Annotated in this window: 9 protein-coding genes; 3 read left to right on the top strand and 6 right to left on the bottom strand. The window is 49.0% G+C overall.

Annotated elements, in window-relative coordinates; genetic code table 11:
- Position 1 precedes the first annotated feature (1 nt).
- The 3 genes from ACO5GU_RS05185 to ACO5GU_RS05175 all read right to left on the bottom strand — a co-directional run bounded on the left by ACO5GU_RS05185 (position 2) and on the right by ACO5GU_RS05175 (position 5,273).
- The gene (locus ACO5GU_RS05185; protein ID WP_484824511.1) at positions 2-2,443 is read right to left on the bottom strand and encodes an ATP-dependent helicase; all 2,442 of its coding nucleotides are present in this window, start codon (positions 2,441-2,443) and stop codon (positions 2-4) included.
- A 192-nt stretch (positions 2,444-2,635) separates the two neighbouring features.
- The gene (locus ACO5GU_RS05180; RefSeq protein WP_484847191.1) at positions 2,636-4,120 is read right to left on the bottom strand and encodes an InlB B-repeat-containing protein; all 1,485 of its coding nucleotides are present in this window, start codon (positions 4,118-4,120) and stop codon (positions 2,636-2,638) included.
- A 220-nt stretch (positions 4,121-4,340) separates the two neighbouring features.
- Entirely contained in the window at positions 4,341-5,273 is a 933-nt protein-coding gene (locus ACO5GU_RS05175) for an undecaprenyl-diphosphate phosphatase (protein WP_084054998.1), read from the bottom strand.
- A 294-nt stretch (positions 5,274-5,567) separates the two neighbouring features.
- On the opposite strand from ACO5GU_RS05175, the gene ACO5GU_RS05170 reads away from it, so the two are divergent.
- On the top strand, positions 5,568-6,641 hold the full coding sequence (locus ACO5GU_RS05170) for a coiled-coil domain-containing protein (protein ID WP_484847190.1): 1,074 nt from the start codon (positions 5,568-5,570) through the stop codon (positions 6,639-6,641).
- Between the two features lie 74 nt (positions 6,642-6,715).
- Here ACO5GU_RS05170 and ACO5GU_RS05165 read toward each other — a convergent pair whose 3' ends face one another.
- A complete protein-coding gene (locus ACO5GU_RS05165) occupies positions 6,716-7,711 on the bottom strand; it encodes a DMT family transporter (RefSeq protein ID WP_484863684.1) in 996 nt (331 codons plus the stop codon).
- Positions 7,712-7,840: 129 nt separating this feature from the next.
- Between ACO5GU_RS05165 and ACO5GU_RS05160 the strand changes: the two genes are divergently transcribed.
- Positions 7,841-10,861: an insulinase family protein gene (locus tag ACO5GU_RS05160; RefSeq protein ID WP_484930355.1), complete on the top strand. Its 3,021-nt coding sequence runs from the start codon at positions 7,841-7,843 to the stop codon at positions 10,859-10,861.
- Positions 10,862-10,983: 122 nt separating this feature from the next.
- On the opposite strand, the gene ACO5GU_RS05155 is transcribed toward ACO5GU_RS05160, so the two are convergent.
- Entirely contained in the window at positions 10,984-14,376 is a 3,393-nt protein-coding gene (locus ACO5GU_RS05155; RefSeq protein ID WP_484930354.1) for an ABC transporter ATP-binding protein/permease, read from the bottom strand.
- A 47-nt stretch (positions 14,377-14,423) separates the two neighbouring features.
- Positions 14,424-14,945, bottom strand: coding sequence for a hypothetical protein (locus ACO5GU_RS05150; RefSeq protein ID WP_484854311.1), 522 nt, complete (start codon positions 14,943-14,945; stop codon positions 14,424-14,426).
- Between the two features lie 143 nt (positions 14,946-15,088).
- On the opposite strand from ACO5GU_RS05150, the gene ACO5GU_RS05145 reads away from it, so the two are divergent.
- Positions 15,089-16,534, top strand: a complete 1,446-nt coding sequence (locus ACO5GU_RS05145) for a Sapep family Mn(2+)-dependent dipeptidase (RefSeq protein WP_484854309.1) — start codon at positions 15,089-15,091, stop codon at positions 16,532-16,534.
- Positions 16,535-16,993: the final 459 nt, after the last annotated feature.

Here is a 16,993-nt window from a genome sequence, read left to right as displayed (position 1 = left end):
GCTATCCCTCAATTTTTACTATTGGAGCAAAGCCCTTCATGAGCTTCTTTGTCTTATTAGTACGCGTAAACTTGACCTCAATAGTATCTCCCTGAACTGCCAAAACAATGCCTGGGCCAAAGGTCTTGTGAGAAACTTGGTCTCCCACAGCAAAACTTGCAGAAGCGCGGGCCGGGTCTTTCTGAATGGGAGCTGTACGTGGAGCTGGAGCACCGCCGGTAGAGCGCGTGCGAGAACCAAAAACGTTTCCACCGTAGACCTCGGAGCCGCGACCAGAACCAAAGGTTCCATGACGGTCTCCTCGCTTTGCCCAGCCAACTCCAGAAAAACCTGCAGAACCAACACCAATAGCTTTTACATGCTCTTGAGGAATCTCTCCCACAAAACGCGATACAGGATTTGCCTGAACAGAGCCGTAAGTCCTTCTAGTAGATGCATACGTCAAATACAGGCGTTTGCGCGCACGCGTAATAGCAACATAAGCAAGTCTGCGCTCTTCTTCTAACTGAGCTGCTTCTGCCTCATAATTTGCATGAGGGAAGATTCCCTCCTCCATACCAGCAACAAAAACTGCAGGAAATTCCAGACCCTTTGCAGCGTGAATGGTCATGAGCGTTACTGCAGAGGTAGAACCATCCAAGCTATCCAGGTCAGAGCGAAGCGCCAGCCATTCCATAAAGGCCGGGAGCTTCTCTGCCACAACCTGTGGATGCAAACTCTCCTCCTGAGGCGCAGGAGCCGTCTCTACAGCAGTAGCACCAGCGAGTGCGCCGGTAGCAGCATCAAAACCAGCCTCACTCAGCGAAGCTGCATCTTGCGCATCAAGCGCTCCAGCTTCTCTGAGCTGCTGCAGACTCTCAAGCGTTTCTTCAACGTCGTCGTGAGACTCATCAAACTCTGCTGCAACACCAAAGAACTCTCGAATGTTCTCGATACGTCCGTCAGCCTCAATGGTATGCTCCGTCTCAAGCGCACGAATAAGACCAGAGCGGTCAATAATTGCCTCTACAACCTCATCAAGCTCACCATCAATATGGCGGCCATGCTCAATAGCTGACGTAAACTCTACCAGCGCATTTCTTACCTTTGCGGTAAAAATGCCTTCTTCCATCACACATGCTTCACATGCCGAGAAGAACGACAAGCCGTTATGCAGTGCATATGTCTGAATCTTCTGAATACTGGTTGCACCAATACCACGACGAGGCGTGTTAATAACACGCAGCGCGGCCATGTCATCATCAGGGTTCACAACAACTTTGAGGTACGCCATGACATCTCTGATTTCTGCGCGATCAAAGAATCGAGTGCCGCCAACAATCTTGTAAGGAACACCAGCTCTGAGCAACATATCTTCGAGAATACGAGACTGAGCGTTGGTGCGATAGAACACGGCTATGTTGTCGTACGACGTGCCCTTATCGTGCAGTTTTTCTATCTCGGAGCCAATCCATGCACCCTCATCACGCTCATCAGATGCCTGATACACCTGGATTTTCTCGCCATCTCCTTCATCCGTGAAGAGACGCTTTGGCTTGCGGTGAGAGTTGTGCGCAACAACTGCATTGGCAGCGGCCAAAATATGACCTGTTGAGCGGTAGTTTTGTTCTAGCTTAACTACAACTGCTTCCTCATAGTCTTTCTCGAACGCCAAGATGTTTTTGATGTCTGCTCCGCGCCATGAATAAATGGACTGGTCATCATCGCCAACAACCATAAGATTGCGATACTTGGATGCCAAAAGCTTGGTAATTGCGTACTGGACGCCGTTGGTATCCTGATACTCGTCAACGTTGATATAACGGAAACGCTCCTGGTACTTAGCAAGCACGTCTGGGTACTTGGAGAGCAGCTCAAACGCCTTGATGAGAAGATCATCAAAGTCCATAGCATTAGCTTTGTCCAGACGCGTCTGGAGCGCACGATACACACGAGCCACCACGTGATCCATAGGACTTGCTGCCTGAGCCTCTACATCATCAGGATATAAAAGCGCGTTCTTAGCAGCGGAAATCTTTGAGCGAATGGAGTTGAGCGGGAACTGACGAACATCAATATCCAAATCAGACAGAATGGTCTTTACCAAACGCTTTGAATCGTCATCATCATAGATAGCAAAGTTAGGCCCATAGCCAAGACGCTCGCCATCTTCTCTAAGCAGGCGAACACACATAGCATGGAACGTACAAACCCACATGCCGCGAATATTGTTAGGAAGCAGCGCCTCAAGGCGCTCACGCATCTCCGCTGCAGCCTTGTTAGTAAACGTAATAGCCAGAATCTGCCAAGGACGAACTCCCTCGTCAGCAATCATGTGCGCAATTCTAAACGTCAAAACACGCGTCTTACCCGAACCAGCTCCTGCAAGAACCAACAGAGGTCCCTGAGTTGTCATAACCGCCTGATGCTGGGCAGGATTTAAACCTTCAAGATCAATCTGCATTGAGCCATCCTTGTGTCAATCATTCTTAGACTAAAAGTGTACCCCGATAACCGGACATTAATTGCGCCACTTTGCCCTCACTCCACAATTAAAAAACCGGCCCTCAAAAGAAGACCGGTTTATCTGCATCAACGCTGCTAGTGAACTTCTGCACCTAAATGGCGAGAAGATCTTCTAGCCCAAACGCTTGCCTTAGTTCATGGAGTTTGTCTGACGGCTCTTTGCGCGAGCAACAACAGCCAGTGCAATCACGCCACCTGCGACACATGCCATAACAATAGCGCTAAGCGAGTGATTCTCATCACCAGTGTATGGAAGCACAGAGCCTCCATAATACGGGATAGCTGCAGGATTTGGAGCTCCTGGGAAGCTTGGCGTCAGAGGACCGCCAGGGTTGCCTGGGATGCTTGGAGTACCAGGATTCTCTGGAGTAGCAGGGTTCTCTGGGGTAACAGGAGCAACTGGCTCTGGCTCCCACTCTGCAACAAGAACAACCTTAGGAGTGGTGGTGGTAAGGGTTACCTGATCTCCTGCCTGGTAGGTAGTACCGTCAAGCTTCCAACCCTTGAAGATGTAGCCATCACGAGTTGGGACGGTCGCAGAAACAGTCTCGTTCTTAGGATCAGTAAGAGAATCAGCGGTGTTGCTATCAATACCAAAGTAACCGCTCTGTGCTGCAGGAGCACCAGTACCGCCGTTTGCATCGTAGCTAAGCTCATACTCCTGGTTCCAAACAGCAGTCAGGGTATAAGGGCTTCTCATGTTAAAGACCGTAGTTTCAGAAACATAGCGCTTATCGCCAGCTGGGTTGTTGTTTGCATCTGCAGGAACAGCAGAAGCACCAACATAGCGGAAGTGGTTATCAACGTAAGAACGCTTCCAGAACTCAAACTTATAGCCATCGCGGACAGGCAGGTCCTCAATGATGTTGTACTCAGCAAAGCCGTAAGTGCGAGGGTTATTTGGAGTCTTGGACTCTGTATAAGTTGCGTTGCCATAGATGGTACCGCCATTTGCGTCATAAATGAGCTGATTAACTGCAGATGGTGTTGGAGAAGGTGTAGGAGTTGGGGTGGTCTCTGCAGGAATAACGTGGATGTGATAGCCAACCCACATGAGGTGAGTGGTGTTACCACCAACGTTAGCAGGGTCCGTTGAATCTCCCTGCATGGTAACAAGGAAAAATGCGGTAACAGGCTGGTTAGCAGGAGTTACCTTACGACCAGTGAACTCAAAATAGAACTGACCACCGTTGTTAGTAACGGTGTTGCTGTTTCCGTAGAAAGCATACGTAAAGTCATAGTCAGTAGCAGGGAGCTCAGGATAAGCGCCTGCGGTGACCAGAGTAGTGGTTACACCAAAAGGAGCAAAACCAGGACGAGTAGTGGTGTAGTGAGAATACGCACCGGTGTCTCTAATGGTCTGACCAACGCGAACGACAATCTCGCCATACTGACCAGGAACAGGGGTCTGGTGGCCAGAATGTTGAGGATTATCTGTAAGAACCCTAGATGTATCGGCATTACCGTCAGCCGAGAAAACAGAAACCTTTACACCTGGTGTAGATGTATCAATACTGTCTGCAAACGCAAGTTTTGGTGCAGAAACTGCAAGAACTGCAACAAGCGCAAGCGCAAGCGTGCACGCAATTCTCTGAAGCGTCTTAATGTGGCGCATAAATCCTCCTGAAACTATTACAAGTAATTACTTACTCTTACGACAAAAAATCAGCCGTAAGAGCATAGAGGACAAGGCAATTCTTAGTAAATGAGCCAAGAGAGATTACATATATCTTTCATAGGTTTTCCACGCTTTTTCCATATGTTTTGCGCAAAAAAGCGCGGCGAGAAACTCACCGCGCGTAAATGCATAGGTAGTAATGCTTGTAGGTCAAAAACTACTTAACCAGCAGGAAGTATGCGATAACAGCAATACCCAAAATAATACGGTACACACCAAAAGGCTTGAAATCATGCTTGCGGACATAACCCATAAGCGCACGAACCATAACCAGCGAAACAATAAAGGCTACCAGGCAACCTACACCCAGAATAACTGCCTCGGGAATGGTAAAGGTATTGCCCTTCATAAAGTAGCGTACAAGTCTCAACGCAGAAGCGCCGGCCATAGTAGGAATAGCCAGGAAGAACGTAAACTCAGCAGCCACTGCCCTCGAGCAACCAAGTGCTAAACCGCCCAGGATGGTTGCACCAGATCTTGAAGTACCTGGAACAATTGCAAGTACCTGGAAAACGCCAATGCCAAGCGCGGTCTTCCAGTCCAGGTTGTCAATGTCTTGTACGCGGGCCAGGTTGTCGGCAGAGGGAGCCTTAAGGGATGCTGCAGCATCTGGGCTCATGTGCTTGCCTCGGGGCACCTCAACCTTTACTGCTGCAGCGACCTTCTCGCGATGGAGCTCAAGCAGGATAAAGATGATGCCGTAGAAAATAAGAGTTGCAGCAATAACAAAGGGGCTTCCAAGATGCTCTTCAATGAAGTCATTGAGCGGCAGGCCAATTGCTGCAGCAGGAACACAGCTGACCACCACTTTTGCCCAGAGTTTCCAGGTAGAGCGCTTCTCGTCCTTGGATTTCTTTGGCGAGAAGGGATTGAGCTTGTGGAAAAATCCCACGCATACTGCAAGAATTGCGCCAAGCTGAATAACTACTAGGAACATATTCCAAAAGTCTTCAGAGACGTTGAGTGGTAAAAACTGATTGAGCAGCAGCATATGGCCTGTTGATGATATAGGTAGCCACTCGGTAATACCCTCAACTACGCCAAATAACGCTGATTTAAGCGCTTCAATCCACAAAATTGCCGACTCCACTAAAACCTCCTTGGGGACTGATTACGAACCTATTGTACGCAATCCGTTCGCCCTTTCTTTTCCTACCGTTCACGGTTTTACCTAACGACTTTACTACTTTAAAAGTGCCTTGTTTTCTGCAAAGTTGGCATTTGAAGCCAAAAACAAGTAGAATTGACACCCTCGCACGAGCGGAGAGAAGCGATTATGCGTATTTTTGAGGTCAAGTGTTATCTGACCTTGCGCTTGAAGCCAGTAATGAGTGGATGGCACTAACTGCGCACTAATCGGAAGCCCCCAATCGCGGAGGTCGATTTGAACAAATATATGCGTCACAGACGCTTACCTTCATGCTCTACCCTTATGACAGCACTCCTTGCAGCAGTGCTTGTTGTTAATACCTTTTTGTTTGGCGTCTCAAGAGCTCAGGCAGAGACTCTTGAAGAGCTCCAGGCCAAGGTAGAGCAGACCAATTCTGATTACGATGCCGCCAATCAGCGTGTGGCTGAACTGCAAAAACAGATTGCAGATAATGAGGCGCGTATTGCAGAGATTGAACAGCAACTCCCAGAGCAGCGCTTAAAAGCTGCAGAGTCTATTAGAGCAATGTATCGCATGCAGCAGGGCTCCATGGGAATTATTGATCTGCTTTTATCGGCAGATAACTTTAATGATTTGATTGCTGTTATTCAGTATCTTGAGATTATCCAGAACAAAAATTCAGATGCTATCAACCACCTGGTTGACCTTAGTAAAGAGCTTTCTGAGACTCAGTCATCATTAAATGCACAGATGGCAGAAGCAGAGGAGCAGAAGAAGGCTGCTGAGGATGCTATGAATGCAGCAATTGCAACAAGAGAGCAATTGCAGGCAGAGCAAGCTCAACAGGCAGCAGCAGAAGCAGCTGCTGCAGAAGAAGCACTAAAAGAGGCTTCTGCTGAGACCACCTTTACCAACGCTTCTGGTAATACCACTGAGGTCACTACCCCATCAACTCCTTCAGCTCAAAATGTTGATTGGTCAAGCGATAAGACCAACTTTGTAAGCAGCTGGGGCGCTCGAATTGACGCCTATCTTGCTGGCTCCCCTCTTGCTGGCTACGGCTCAACCTTTGCCGAGGCTGCATGGGCCTACGGCGTTGATCCGCGTTTATCGCCTGCTATTTCTGCAGTTGAGAGTACAAAGGGTAGGTATAACTTCCTCCCCTACAACGCATGGGGTTGGGGCTCTTCAAGCTGGGGTAGCTGGGAAGAGGCTATCTGGGATCACACAGCTGGTCTTGCTGCTGGTTACGGCGGAAGGCTTTCTGTCTCTGGCGCTGCAAAGTACAACCCAGCAAATCCAAACGGCTGGTACTCGGCAGTTCTCACGCAGATGGAACTCATCTAAGCCCCTGGCCACACAACCTTTAGAGAACGTTAAAACCCCGCAGTTTGCCTGCGGGGTTTTGTTGTTGGGCACGGTTAGGCGGTGAGCACGACCATCGCTAGGATGAGGGCAAAGCCGATGAGGTCGGCAACGCTAAAGGTAGTTCCAAGAACCAGTGCGGTGGTGATGGTTGCCATAACGGGCTCGATAGTACCCAGCAGGACCGCTCTAAGTGAGCCTGCGTCCTTAACGCCCTGCAGGTAGAGACCGTACGCCAAGAAGGTTCCCACCAGCACACCAATAACTACCAGCAAGATACCAAAGGCGTCCAGCTGAGGCATATGGTTCCAGGGCTGATAAAACACGGCAATGAGCGTGCCTGAGAACAGAAAAGCTAGGCCATTAACGGTAAAGCTTCCCCACTTTTCCATCAGAGGCTTTGGCAAAATCGAAAGAGCTGCCTGAGCAAACGCGCACATAACGCCCCAGAAAATACCTGCTGTTGGCAAGCTAAGCGTGCCTGGATTTCCTCCTGTTACCAAGAGATAGGTGCCAATAAGCGCCAAAACAATACCAAGAATCTCTCGACGACGAGGCCAGCGCTTGCCAACCACACAGACAAAGGCTAAAACGCCCAGCATGCCCAACGACTGCATGATTGTTGCGGTTCCAGAATTAGTAGCATTAACTGCATAAATATAAGCAACTTGCGAGAAAAGAATGGCAAACAGACTGACAACAAAAATCTTTGCCAGCTCTTTTGGCATCCTAATGACAGTTGTGAGATTTTTTCTATCAAACGCAAAAGCAGTTCCTAAGAATAACCAGCAGGCACAAAGCTCACGAATATCAATCAACCACATCGGATCAACGTGATAGATATCAAGCAGGTACTTTGCAGCGGTTCCAAATGCGCCCCAGGAAGCTCCACCAATCAAGACAAAGAGCATTCCTCGATAGATTTTCTTCTTGTTATCAGGGGTTATTTCAGCGTCATCGCTTCCAAGTGCTTCCTCTTCTGCAGAAGTCTCTAAAACGTCTGTGGCCTTAGAAGACTCCACATCGCTCTCATAAGAAATGAAATCATTCATCTGGGTATAAATCTTTCATTACAAAATACGGATACAAGTGTCACTTTTTCTCTGACGCGGTAGTATCACAATAACAAAAATCCACCTTACCCTGCTTTATGCGGAGTCTCAAGTCTCCAAACGGTTCAAATGGGCAAGATGGTCCAAAACGGCATTAATGCTCACGTAAGGTTTCGTATAGATTGGCAGCTTATGACATCCAAGTATTCGCAGATGGACAGCGCATTTTCTGTTGGTACGCTTCATGCAGAAGACAAGAGCTTTGAGGTAATCTCAGCTGAGTGGGTTAACGAGATTTCTGGCTATGCCTACATCTTTAAGCATGTTCCTACAGGTGCTCGCCTTATGTGGTTTGCCTGCGACGATGATAATCGCTCATTCGCCATTGCTTTTAAGACACCTCCTGTAGACCACACAGGCGTCTTCCATATCCTTGAGCACTCTGTTCTCTGTGGCTCCGATGCCTATCCTGTCAAGGAGCCTTTTGTTAACCTGCTCAAGACCTCTATGCAGACGTTCTTGAATGCAATGACCTACCCCGACAAGACGGTATACCCTGTGGCCAGCACCAATGTAGCTGACTTGGAAAACTTGATGAGCGTATACCTAGACGCCGTTCTGCATCCTGCAATCTATAAACGCAAGCGCATCTTTGAGCAGGAAGGCTGGCACCTAGAAGCTGACGAGCAGGGCAATCTAAGCTATAACGGCGTTGTCTTCAACGAGATGAAAGGCGCCCTCTCTGACCCTGATCGCGTACTCTACGATTCTGTGAGCGAGGCTCTCTTCCCAGACACCGCATACGGCAAAGAATCCGGTGGTAAGCCTCGTGCAATCCCCGAGCTCACCTACGAGAACTTCCTGGACACCCACGCTCGCCACTACGACCTCTCTAACAGCTACACCTTCCTCTACGGCGACCTTGACTGTGAGCGTGAGCTCTCCTTCATTGCCCAGAGGTTTTCAGCTGTCGAGAAACGCGATGCAGGTGCCCCTAATCCGCTTAACCTGCAGGCGCCCGTGTTGCCCGAGCCTTGCCAGGTCCGCATGAACACTACAGCCGACAACTCCAGCGTCGGCCTGGGCTACGTACTTGGAACGCCTGACCAGCGCAATAAGATGATGGCAGCAGATATCTTGTTTGACACCCTCATGGGCTCCAATGAATCTCCGCTTAAGCGTGCAATTCTTGACGCAGAGCTTGGCGATGACTTTAGCTACTATCTCTCCGACGACCTTGCCCAACCTATGCTCTTCTTGCAGCTCAAAGGCCTTAAAGAAGGTGCAGCTCAAAAGTTCCGTGAGCTGGTAGAGACCACCTGCAAAAAGATTGCTTCCGAAGGCATTGATCCAAAGAAGCTCAATGCTTCCATTGCACTTGCAGAGTTTAACCTGCGCGAAAATGATCAGCCGTATTCAAACGGTATTGAGTACACGCTGCGTTCGCTTTCAAGCTGGCTCTATGACGACGCACGCCCTCTGGATTACATCCGCTACGAGGATGCCATTGCCTACGTCAAAGAACTTGCAGCTCAAAAGGGCTTTGAGAAGCTGCTGCTGGAGCTCATCTGCAACAGCAAGCACGCAGCTCAGGTTGAGCTTGTCCCTACAGACGAGGGAGAGGCTCAGGAAGAAGCCGCTGAACTGGCACAACTTCGCTCCACGCTCACTGATGAGGACGTCGAGAAGATCCGCGCAGAGGTAGAGGCACTGCGTCTGGAGCAAGAAACACCTGACGCTCCAGAAGACTTAGCCAAGCTGCCGTCCCTCTCGCTCAGTGATATCGGTGCAGGTAGAGAGCGTCCTGCTGGCTTTGAGGTTGAAGCTCCCCTATCATGCATTGCGCACGAGCTGGATACTCACGGCATCGACTACGTCTACCATTACTTTGATTTGACCCACGCGGTTACCTTCGAAGAGCTACCTCTTGTGGGCATTCTTGCTGAGGCGCTAGGAAAGCTTGATACGGCTACACATACCGCATCTGAGCTTGACATCCTTATTGAGAGCAACCTTGGTCACCTCTCGTTCTTCACGGATATCTATGACCGCGACACCCTTGACCAGGCACATCCCGCCTTTATTGTTGCTGCAAGCGCCCTTGCCGAGAAAACCCAGGGGCTTGCAAGCATTCCTTCTGAGGTCTGGTCCAGCACGCGTTTTGATGACTTGGGCCGCCTCAAGAACATCTTGATTCAGCGACGCATTGCACAGGAGCAGTACTTTTTAGGCGCGGGCCATACTGCTGCACAGAATAAGGCTTTAACCTCCTATTCTGCTGCTAGCCGCGTAAACGATGCCCTAGCAGGTGTTGGCTTTTACGAGTACCTAAAGAACCTGCTTGCCAACTGGGATGAGCGCGCTCCTCAGCTTGCAAAAGACCTGGATGCGCTTACTTGTAAGATTTTCCGCGCAGACAACGTTACGGTCAGCTTTACCGGCTCCACTCAGAGCCGTGAGGCATTCTGGCAAGTAGCTGGAGATCTTAACCTCAAGAAGGGCAATGAATCGCAGGTAGACAGTGCAACGCAGACACTTGTTGTCCCTGAGGGTAAGCTGCAGCGCGTGGCGTATATCATTCCGTCAAACGTTTCCTACGTTGGTCTCTCTTATCCAAACGTTGCCCATGCAACCAATGAACAGCAGGGTAACTGGCTTGTTGCAACCAGGGTTCTGGGCCTTGACTACCTGTGGAACGAGGTTCGCGTCAAGGGTGGCGCTTATGGCGTTATGTTTAGAAACTCCATTGCTGGCCTGCAGAGCTTTGTCTCCTACCGAGACCCTGCGCTTGATGCGACCCTTGACCGCTATGTTGGTGCAGGTAGCTGGCTCTCTGAGTGGACTCCAGACGCTGACGAGTTTGAGGGCTATGTAGTTGCCTCTGTTGCAGGCGTTGACGCTCCTGTTCCCGCTCGCATGCTTGCTCGCAGGCAAGACATTGAGTACTTCAACCACCGTGACCCAGAGCGTTTGCGTAAACTTCGCGAGAAAATCCTTCACGCCCAGGTAGAAGACATCAAGGCACTGGGAAGCACTATGCCTCAAAGCTATGATGACCTCTCGATTGTTGTCTTTGGCGCAAAGGATGCCATTGAAGCCTCCAAGCTTGGTCTTGAGGTTGTCGACCTCTTTGACGGCCAGGAGAACTAGGCCTGGTAGCTGCAATAAAAACGTAAAAGCCCTGTCATACACGCGTATGACAGGGCTTTTCTTGTGAGGTAAAACGTACCGCTCGACGACCTTCTCGCCAGATGACGCGCTTAGGCAGTAGGCTACTCGCTTCTCAGTGCCTGAACTGGATCGGACTTAGCTGCCCTACCTGCAGGAATAAGACCTGCAAGGAGCGTCAAGACAACGCTAATCAGAATCAAAATGAGCGCACCATTCAGCGGCAAGACCACCAGGTTGTCTACGTTAAACATGGCTTTGACCACAGCATTTGCGGGCAAAATGAGTAGCTGCGTAATGCCAATACCCATAACACCAGAAATAAGACCTTCGATAAACGTCTCTGCATTAAATACGTTGGCAATGTCTCGCCTGGAAGCACCAATGGAGCGCAGGATACCAATCTCCTTTTTGCGCTCAAGTACCGAGATAAACGTAATGATGCCAATCATAATGCTGGAAACAACAAGCGAAATAGATACAAACGCAATCAGCATCGCCGAGATCATATCAACAATCAGCGTGACAGAACTCATCAACGCACCAACAATGTCGGTATACGTAACTACCTTAGACTCTTCACCTGCAGCCTTTGCATCAGCGTTGTACGTATTAAGAATTTCAACAATCTTCTCTTTGCTTGCAAAGTCTTTAGGATAAATATTGATTGACGTGGGCTTATTAAGATCCGCATATCCCATCTTAGTAAGATTTGATTCATACGTTGCTGGCGTTGCCCTTAGCATTGACGCGGCAATAGCTGCGAGCTGCGATGGGTCAGCATTGAGCTTAAAGGCACTTGCGAGCGTTGCTTGATCTATGTGCATAGCATTGGACATATTTGCCGCAACGCCCTGCATAGCTGTATTGAGAGCGCCTGCAATCTGATTTTGCATCCTGGAAGCAACCTGCGTCATCACGCTGGTTAACGCAGACTGCACGTAAGCACTCATAGCGCGCGTAATAGCTGCAGAAAGAGCACTTGCAATCTGTGATTGATAAGCACTCATAAGCCTCTGAGAAACCTCAGCCTGGACACTTGGAAGATCTGGATTGGTTCCCAGCTTATTTGCCAGAGCAGTAACCAGCTGTTGCTGCAGGTCATCAGTATCAACCGCAGAAGAAACCGTAGTCACAATCTGCGTGCGCACTTGATCTGTTGCAAGGTAGTCTGCCATGGTTTTGCCGGGATTAGCAGCACTCCAAGAGTTCCATCCCAGAGCAATATTGCCCATAAGCGAAGAAATAGCAGCTTGTCCTCCCGGTTTGAAATTAACGGTAATGCCAGAAAGAATCTGCTGAATGTCTGCTGCAGAGAGTTCTGGGAAAGCCGCCGCCAGCGCAGCTGGATCAAGCGAAGACGTAACAGAAGACAGTACATTGCTGTCAGACAGATTAAGCTGTGAGGGATCAAAAGCTGGTAGCTGCACGTCAGAAAGGTCAAGCGAGGACATATCCAAGCCAGACAGATTAATTGACGAGAAGTTCAGCGCCTGTGAATTAAAGTTAAACGCCGAAGACAGCACGTTAGAATCAACGGAAATGAGAGAGCCGATAGAAAGTCCCTCAGAAGTCTGACCGTTCTTCTCGTCCTCAAAGGTTTTACCAGTGAAAACGTCAACATCTGGACGATTCATCTGATCCTGGACAATAGGAGATGTCTCTGCATCAGAAATCATCTTCTGAGTCAGTTGTGGTGTGTAGTAAATGCCCTCAGAAAGCGCTCCCGTAGTAGTTGGGTCTTTTGCCTGAACAACACCAACAATATGCAGGTCAGGGGCATTGGCAATGAGGTTATTCATGTATGACTGATCATCGGATTTGTCTGTCCAGACACCAAGATTACTATCCCAAACATAACGTTGATTAGGCATAACCAGCTTAAACGTTGGAGACATCAACTGCTCGTAGGTGTATGTACTATGAGACTCTTCGATAGTGCTGGATTCTCCACTTGCAATTTTATCAACGGTAGAGCGCAGGCCAGCGTAATCACGCAGGCCAAGCGTATACTCCAAAAAATCATCCATGGTGCCGTTTGGACGCAACACCAAAACAGCCTCGTTCCAAGCAGTAGGCCATCTACCAGCTCGAACAGTATAGCGATCCTCGTAAATAGAAGGATTGCCAGGAAGCTCACCAAAAAGCGATGTACTTGCAAAAGAAGCCAGTGGACTATATGACGGAATCTTAGGCGATACCTTAGAGAAAGTAACGTCTGGCTGCACCTGAACAGGATTAGAAGAGCCAGAGTCCGCGCCTGCCGGCAGGTAGATGAAGGGGCTTACAGAATAGCCATACGTAATAGCGCTGGCATACGTGTTAATGCCGCCGCCATTATTGTCGAGAAAAGCCTTCAAGCTGGTCAGGTCATTAGAGCCAATACTTTCAGCCTGCATACCTAGCCTATTGTTAGTAGGAATAGCACCTTCAGCAGGTTGATTTTCTAGCTTTGCAGCTTCTGCATTTTTCTGATTTTGCGTCATCTCGCTTTGTGCATCTTGCGTTTGAGAATCAGCCGAGTCAGAGCTGCTTCCACTTCCAGAAATAAAGGAAGAAATATTAACGGACTGTTCAGAGATGGTGAGTGGATACATTGAAAGCGTATCCTCCTCAACCTTTTTGATGTAACCGTTTGCACCATTTGCCAGCGCCAGAATTGCTGCAATACCAATAATGCCAATTGAGCCCGCAAATGCGGTCATAAGCGTGCGACCCTTTTTGGTCATGAGGTTATTAAACGAGAGACCCAGTGCAGTCAAAAGCGACATAGAGGTCTTGCGAGAAGGCTTGGCTTCTCGACGAGTAACGCTTGCAACATCAAATGGATCTGAATCAGCAGTTACCTGACCATCTGCCAGCTCAACAATACGTGTTGCATATTGGTGTGCAAGCTCTGGGTTATGCGTAACCATAATGACCAAACGGTCCTTGGCCACCTCTTTGAGCAAATCCATAACTTGTACGGATGTTGAAGAGTCAAGTGCACCTGTTGGCTCATCTGCCAGTAGAATCTCTGGATCGTTTACCAGCGCACGAGCAATAGCCACGCGCTGCATCTGTCCGCCAGAAAGCTGATTTGGGCGCTTATTTGCGTGTGCTTTAAGGCCAACCTTATCAAGGGCTTCAAGCGCACGTTCATGACGTTCTGTCTTGGAGACACCAGAAAGCGTCAGCGCAAGCTCAACGTTACTCACCACGCTTTGATGAGGAATAAGGTTATAGGCCTGGAATACAAAACCAATACGATTGTTTCTGTACGTATCCCAATCTCGCTCTTTGAACTTCTTAGTAGAAATACCATCTACCAGCAAGTCTCCAGAATCAAAGCGATCAAGACCACCAATGACATTGAGCATAGTAGTCTTACCCGAGCCCGAAGGACCAAGGATTGCTACAAACTCGTTATCTCTAAACGCAACGGAAATGTGGTCCATTGCAGTCTGTTCAAATCCACCAGTGTTGTAACGCTTTGAAATACCTTTAAGCTCAAGCACAGGTTACTTCTTTCTTGTTGGGCTATCTGGAACGCGGAGTTATACCGTTAGTTGATTGCATCTCCGTCAGCTGCATCTGTATCAACTGCATCGGTCTTCTCGACAGCAGCTTTCTGAGCAGCTGCATCTTCTGCAAATGGGTCAGTAGTAATGTCTTCAATAACCTTCTGCTGAGCCCAGCTCAAGCCGTAAAGCAAGCCAAAGAGCGCCCAGAACCAAGGTGCATAGAGCATGACAACCATAAGGATTGCAAAAAGTCCTCGGAGAAGAACCCAAGGAAGCACCACAATCAGAAAGAAAAAGAATGGCAGTACAAAAAGGATTGCAGCAAGCGTACGCAGCACAACTGCCAATGTCTTAGTTACCGAGAAGCCGGTATTGCGTGCAATAAGCAGGCCTACCAGGCCAGCAATGCCAAAATACAGCATGATTGGCGCAACAATGTAGGAATAGAACAGTGGCGTGGAAGTGTCTTGAGGCAGCGTTTGCCTCAGAACCATCAAAACAATTCCCAAAACCGTTAAAACGCCAAGAAATGATGCGTTTCCAATAAAAGTCTTTTTCGTCATAGTTAACTCCTTTGATAAGGGGTATTAAGTATAGTGTAACTAGTACCTTGTTCCCGACCTTGTCTATTTCATACGCGGGATGTGGCTAAAACCGCTGCTCTCCATATGTTTCAAGGTCAAACGTTTGAATTAGAGGAGTTTTCATGACTGATGCAGAACTCAAAGCAAGCGCCGAGGCGTTTGTTAACGAGCACTGGGAAGAGATTATTGAGGATATCCGCTACCTTGTGCAGGTAGAGTCCGTTGAGGATCTGTCTCTAGCAGAGCCTGGCAAGCCTTGGGGTCCAAAGTCTTATGAGGCACTTCGCCGCGGCCTTGAGATTGCAGAGCGCCTGGGTCTTGAGACTACAGATGTAGACGGCTACCTGGGCTTTGGCGACCTTCCTGGTGAGTCCGAGAAGTACCTTGCCACCATCGCTCACTCCGATATTGTCCCTCTGGGCAAGGGTTGGACGGTAGACCCACTTGATGTTACCCGTCGTGAGGGCTTCATCCTGGGCCGTGGCGTTCTTGACGATAAGGGCCCTCTTGCGCTCTCGCTCTGGGCAGCACACTACTTTGTTGAGCAGGTAAAAAAGACTGGCAAGAAGCTTCCTTACACCCTGCGTGCCATCGTTGGTAACAACGAGGAGACTGGCATGGGTGATGTTCCTTACTACCTCTCCAAGTATCCAGAGCCAGCATTCTGCTTTACTCCTGATGCTGAGTTCCCTCTTATTTGCGGCGAGAAGGGCGTGTACCACGCTCAGTTCACTTCTCCAAAGATTGCTGGAGCAAACAGCGAGAAGATTGTTGAGCTTGACGGTGGCACCGTACCTAACGCAATTCCAGGACTTGCAAGCGCACTTGTTCGCGCTGACGCTTCTACCTTGGCTGATACTGATTCCATCAAGGTTGAGGACGCAGGTGTTGAAGATGATGGCACCAAGCTTGCCCGCATTAACGCAACAGGTAAGGGTGGACACGCTTCCATGCCTGAGGGAACTGTCAACGCAATTGGCCTGCTTGTAACCTATCTGCTTGACAACAACCTCTGCGGTGAAGCTGAGCGCGACTTCCTGACCTTCTCGCAGCAGCTTTGCTCAACTACTGACGGTACTGGTACTGGTATCCAGAGTTCTGATGACAAGTTTGGTCCTCTGACCTGCATCTCTGGTACTATCCGTACCAAGGGTGACGTGTACGTACAGACTGTTGACTCTCGCTATCCTACTTCAACCACTGGCGAGGCAATCACTAAGCGCATGACTGAGCTTGGTGAGGCTCATGGCTGCACCTTTGAGGTTCTCTCCGATGCTGTGCCTTTCTACATTGACCCAAGCTCCCCTGAGAATACTACCCTGCTTGATACCTTCCATGAGTACACTGGCAGCGATGAGCAGGCGTTTGTTATTGGTGGCGGCACCTATGCACGTCACTTTAAGCGCGCCGTTGCCTTTGGTCCTTATGACAGTAAGGCCGCAAAAGACCTGCCAGAGTGGGTTGGTATGGAGCATGGTCCTGACGAGGGAGTCTCTGAGGAATGGCTCAAGCGTGCTCTTAAGATCTACATTGTCAGCATTGCTCGCCTGATGCAGCTTGACCTGTAAATTAATTAAACAGCAGAAACGCTAAAACAAAGCCTCTGTATTCCATTTGATTTGACTGCCTCCCATTTCTTGGACATAAGAAATGGGAGGCAGTTCATATGCGGGGGATTTGATTCTGCAGCGTGTTAGCGTCGGCTTTTAGGCCTGGCGCACAAAATAGCGCAGCTTTGGTAGGTCTCGCTGAAGAATCGACATGTTCCCAATCAAGATAGCCAGGCAGCTAGGCGGCCGCACTACCCGATATGCATCTCTATGCATAAACTTAATCTAATATGCTGGAAAATGAATAGACTTATATAAGAAATTTAACTATCGATAAATTCTGTATCTACGGAACACACCTAAGTCGGATAATCTGCTCAGATGAGGGCATTTTACACATCTAATGACGATAATCTGCATGATTGAGGTATTTTCTGCGTCATGTATACGTCTTTTTAACAGATTATCCGACTTAGG

The organism is Lancefieldella sp. (genome assembly GCF_057237245.1).
This window is presented reverse-complemented; position numbering and strand designations above follow the sequence as displayed.

Bases quoted from the DNA above. Each gene is read 5' to 3' on its own strand.
- ACO5GU_RS05185 (WP_484824511.1), bottom strand. From the start codon at position 2,443: ATGCAGATTGATCTTGAAGGTTTAAATCCTGCCCAGCATCAGGCGGTT.
- ACO5GU_RS05180 (WP_484847191.1), bottom strand. From the start codon at position 4,120: ATGCGCCACATTAAGACGCTTCAGAGAATTGCGTGCACGCTTGCGCTT.
- ACO5GU_RS05165 (WP_484863684.1), bottom strand. From the start codon at position 7,711: ATGAATGATTTCATTTCTTATGAGAGCGATGTGGAGTCTTCTAAGGCC.
- ACO5GU_RS05160 (WP_484930355.1), top strand. From the start codon at position 7,841: ATGGGCAAGATGGTCCAAAACGGCATTAATGCTCACGTAAGGTTTCGT.
- ACO5GU_RS05150 (WP_484854311.1), bottom strand. From the start codon at position 14,945: ATGACGAAAAAGACTTTTATTGGAAACGCATCATTTCTTGGCGTTTTA.
- ACO5GU_RS05145 (WP_484854309.1), top strand. From the start codon at position 15,089: ATGACTGATGCAGAACTCAAAGCAAGCGCCGAGGCGTTTGTTAACGAG.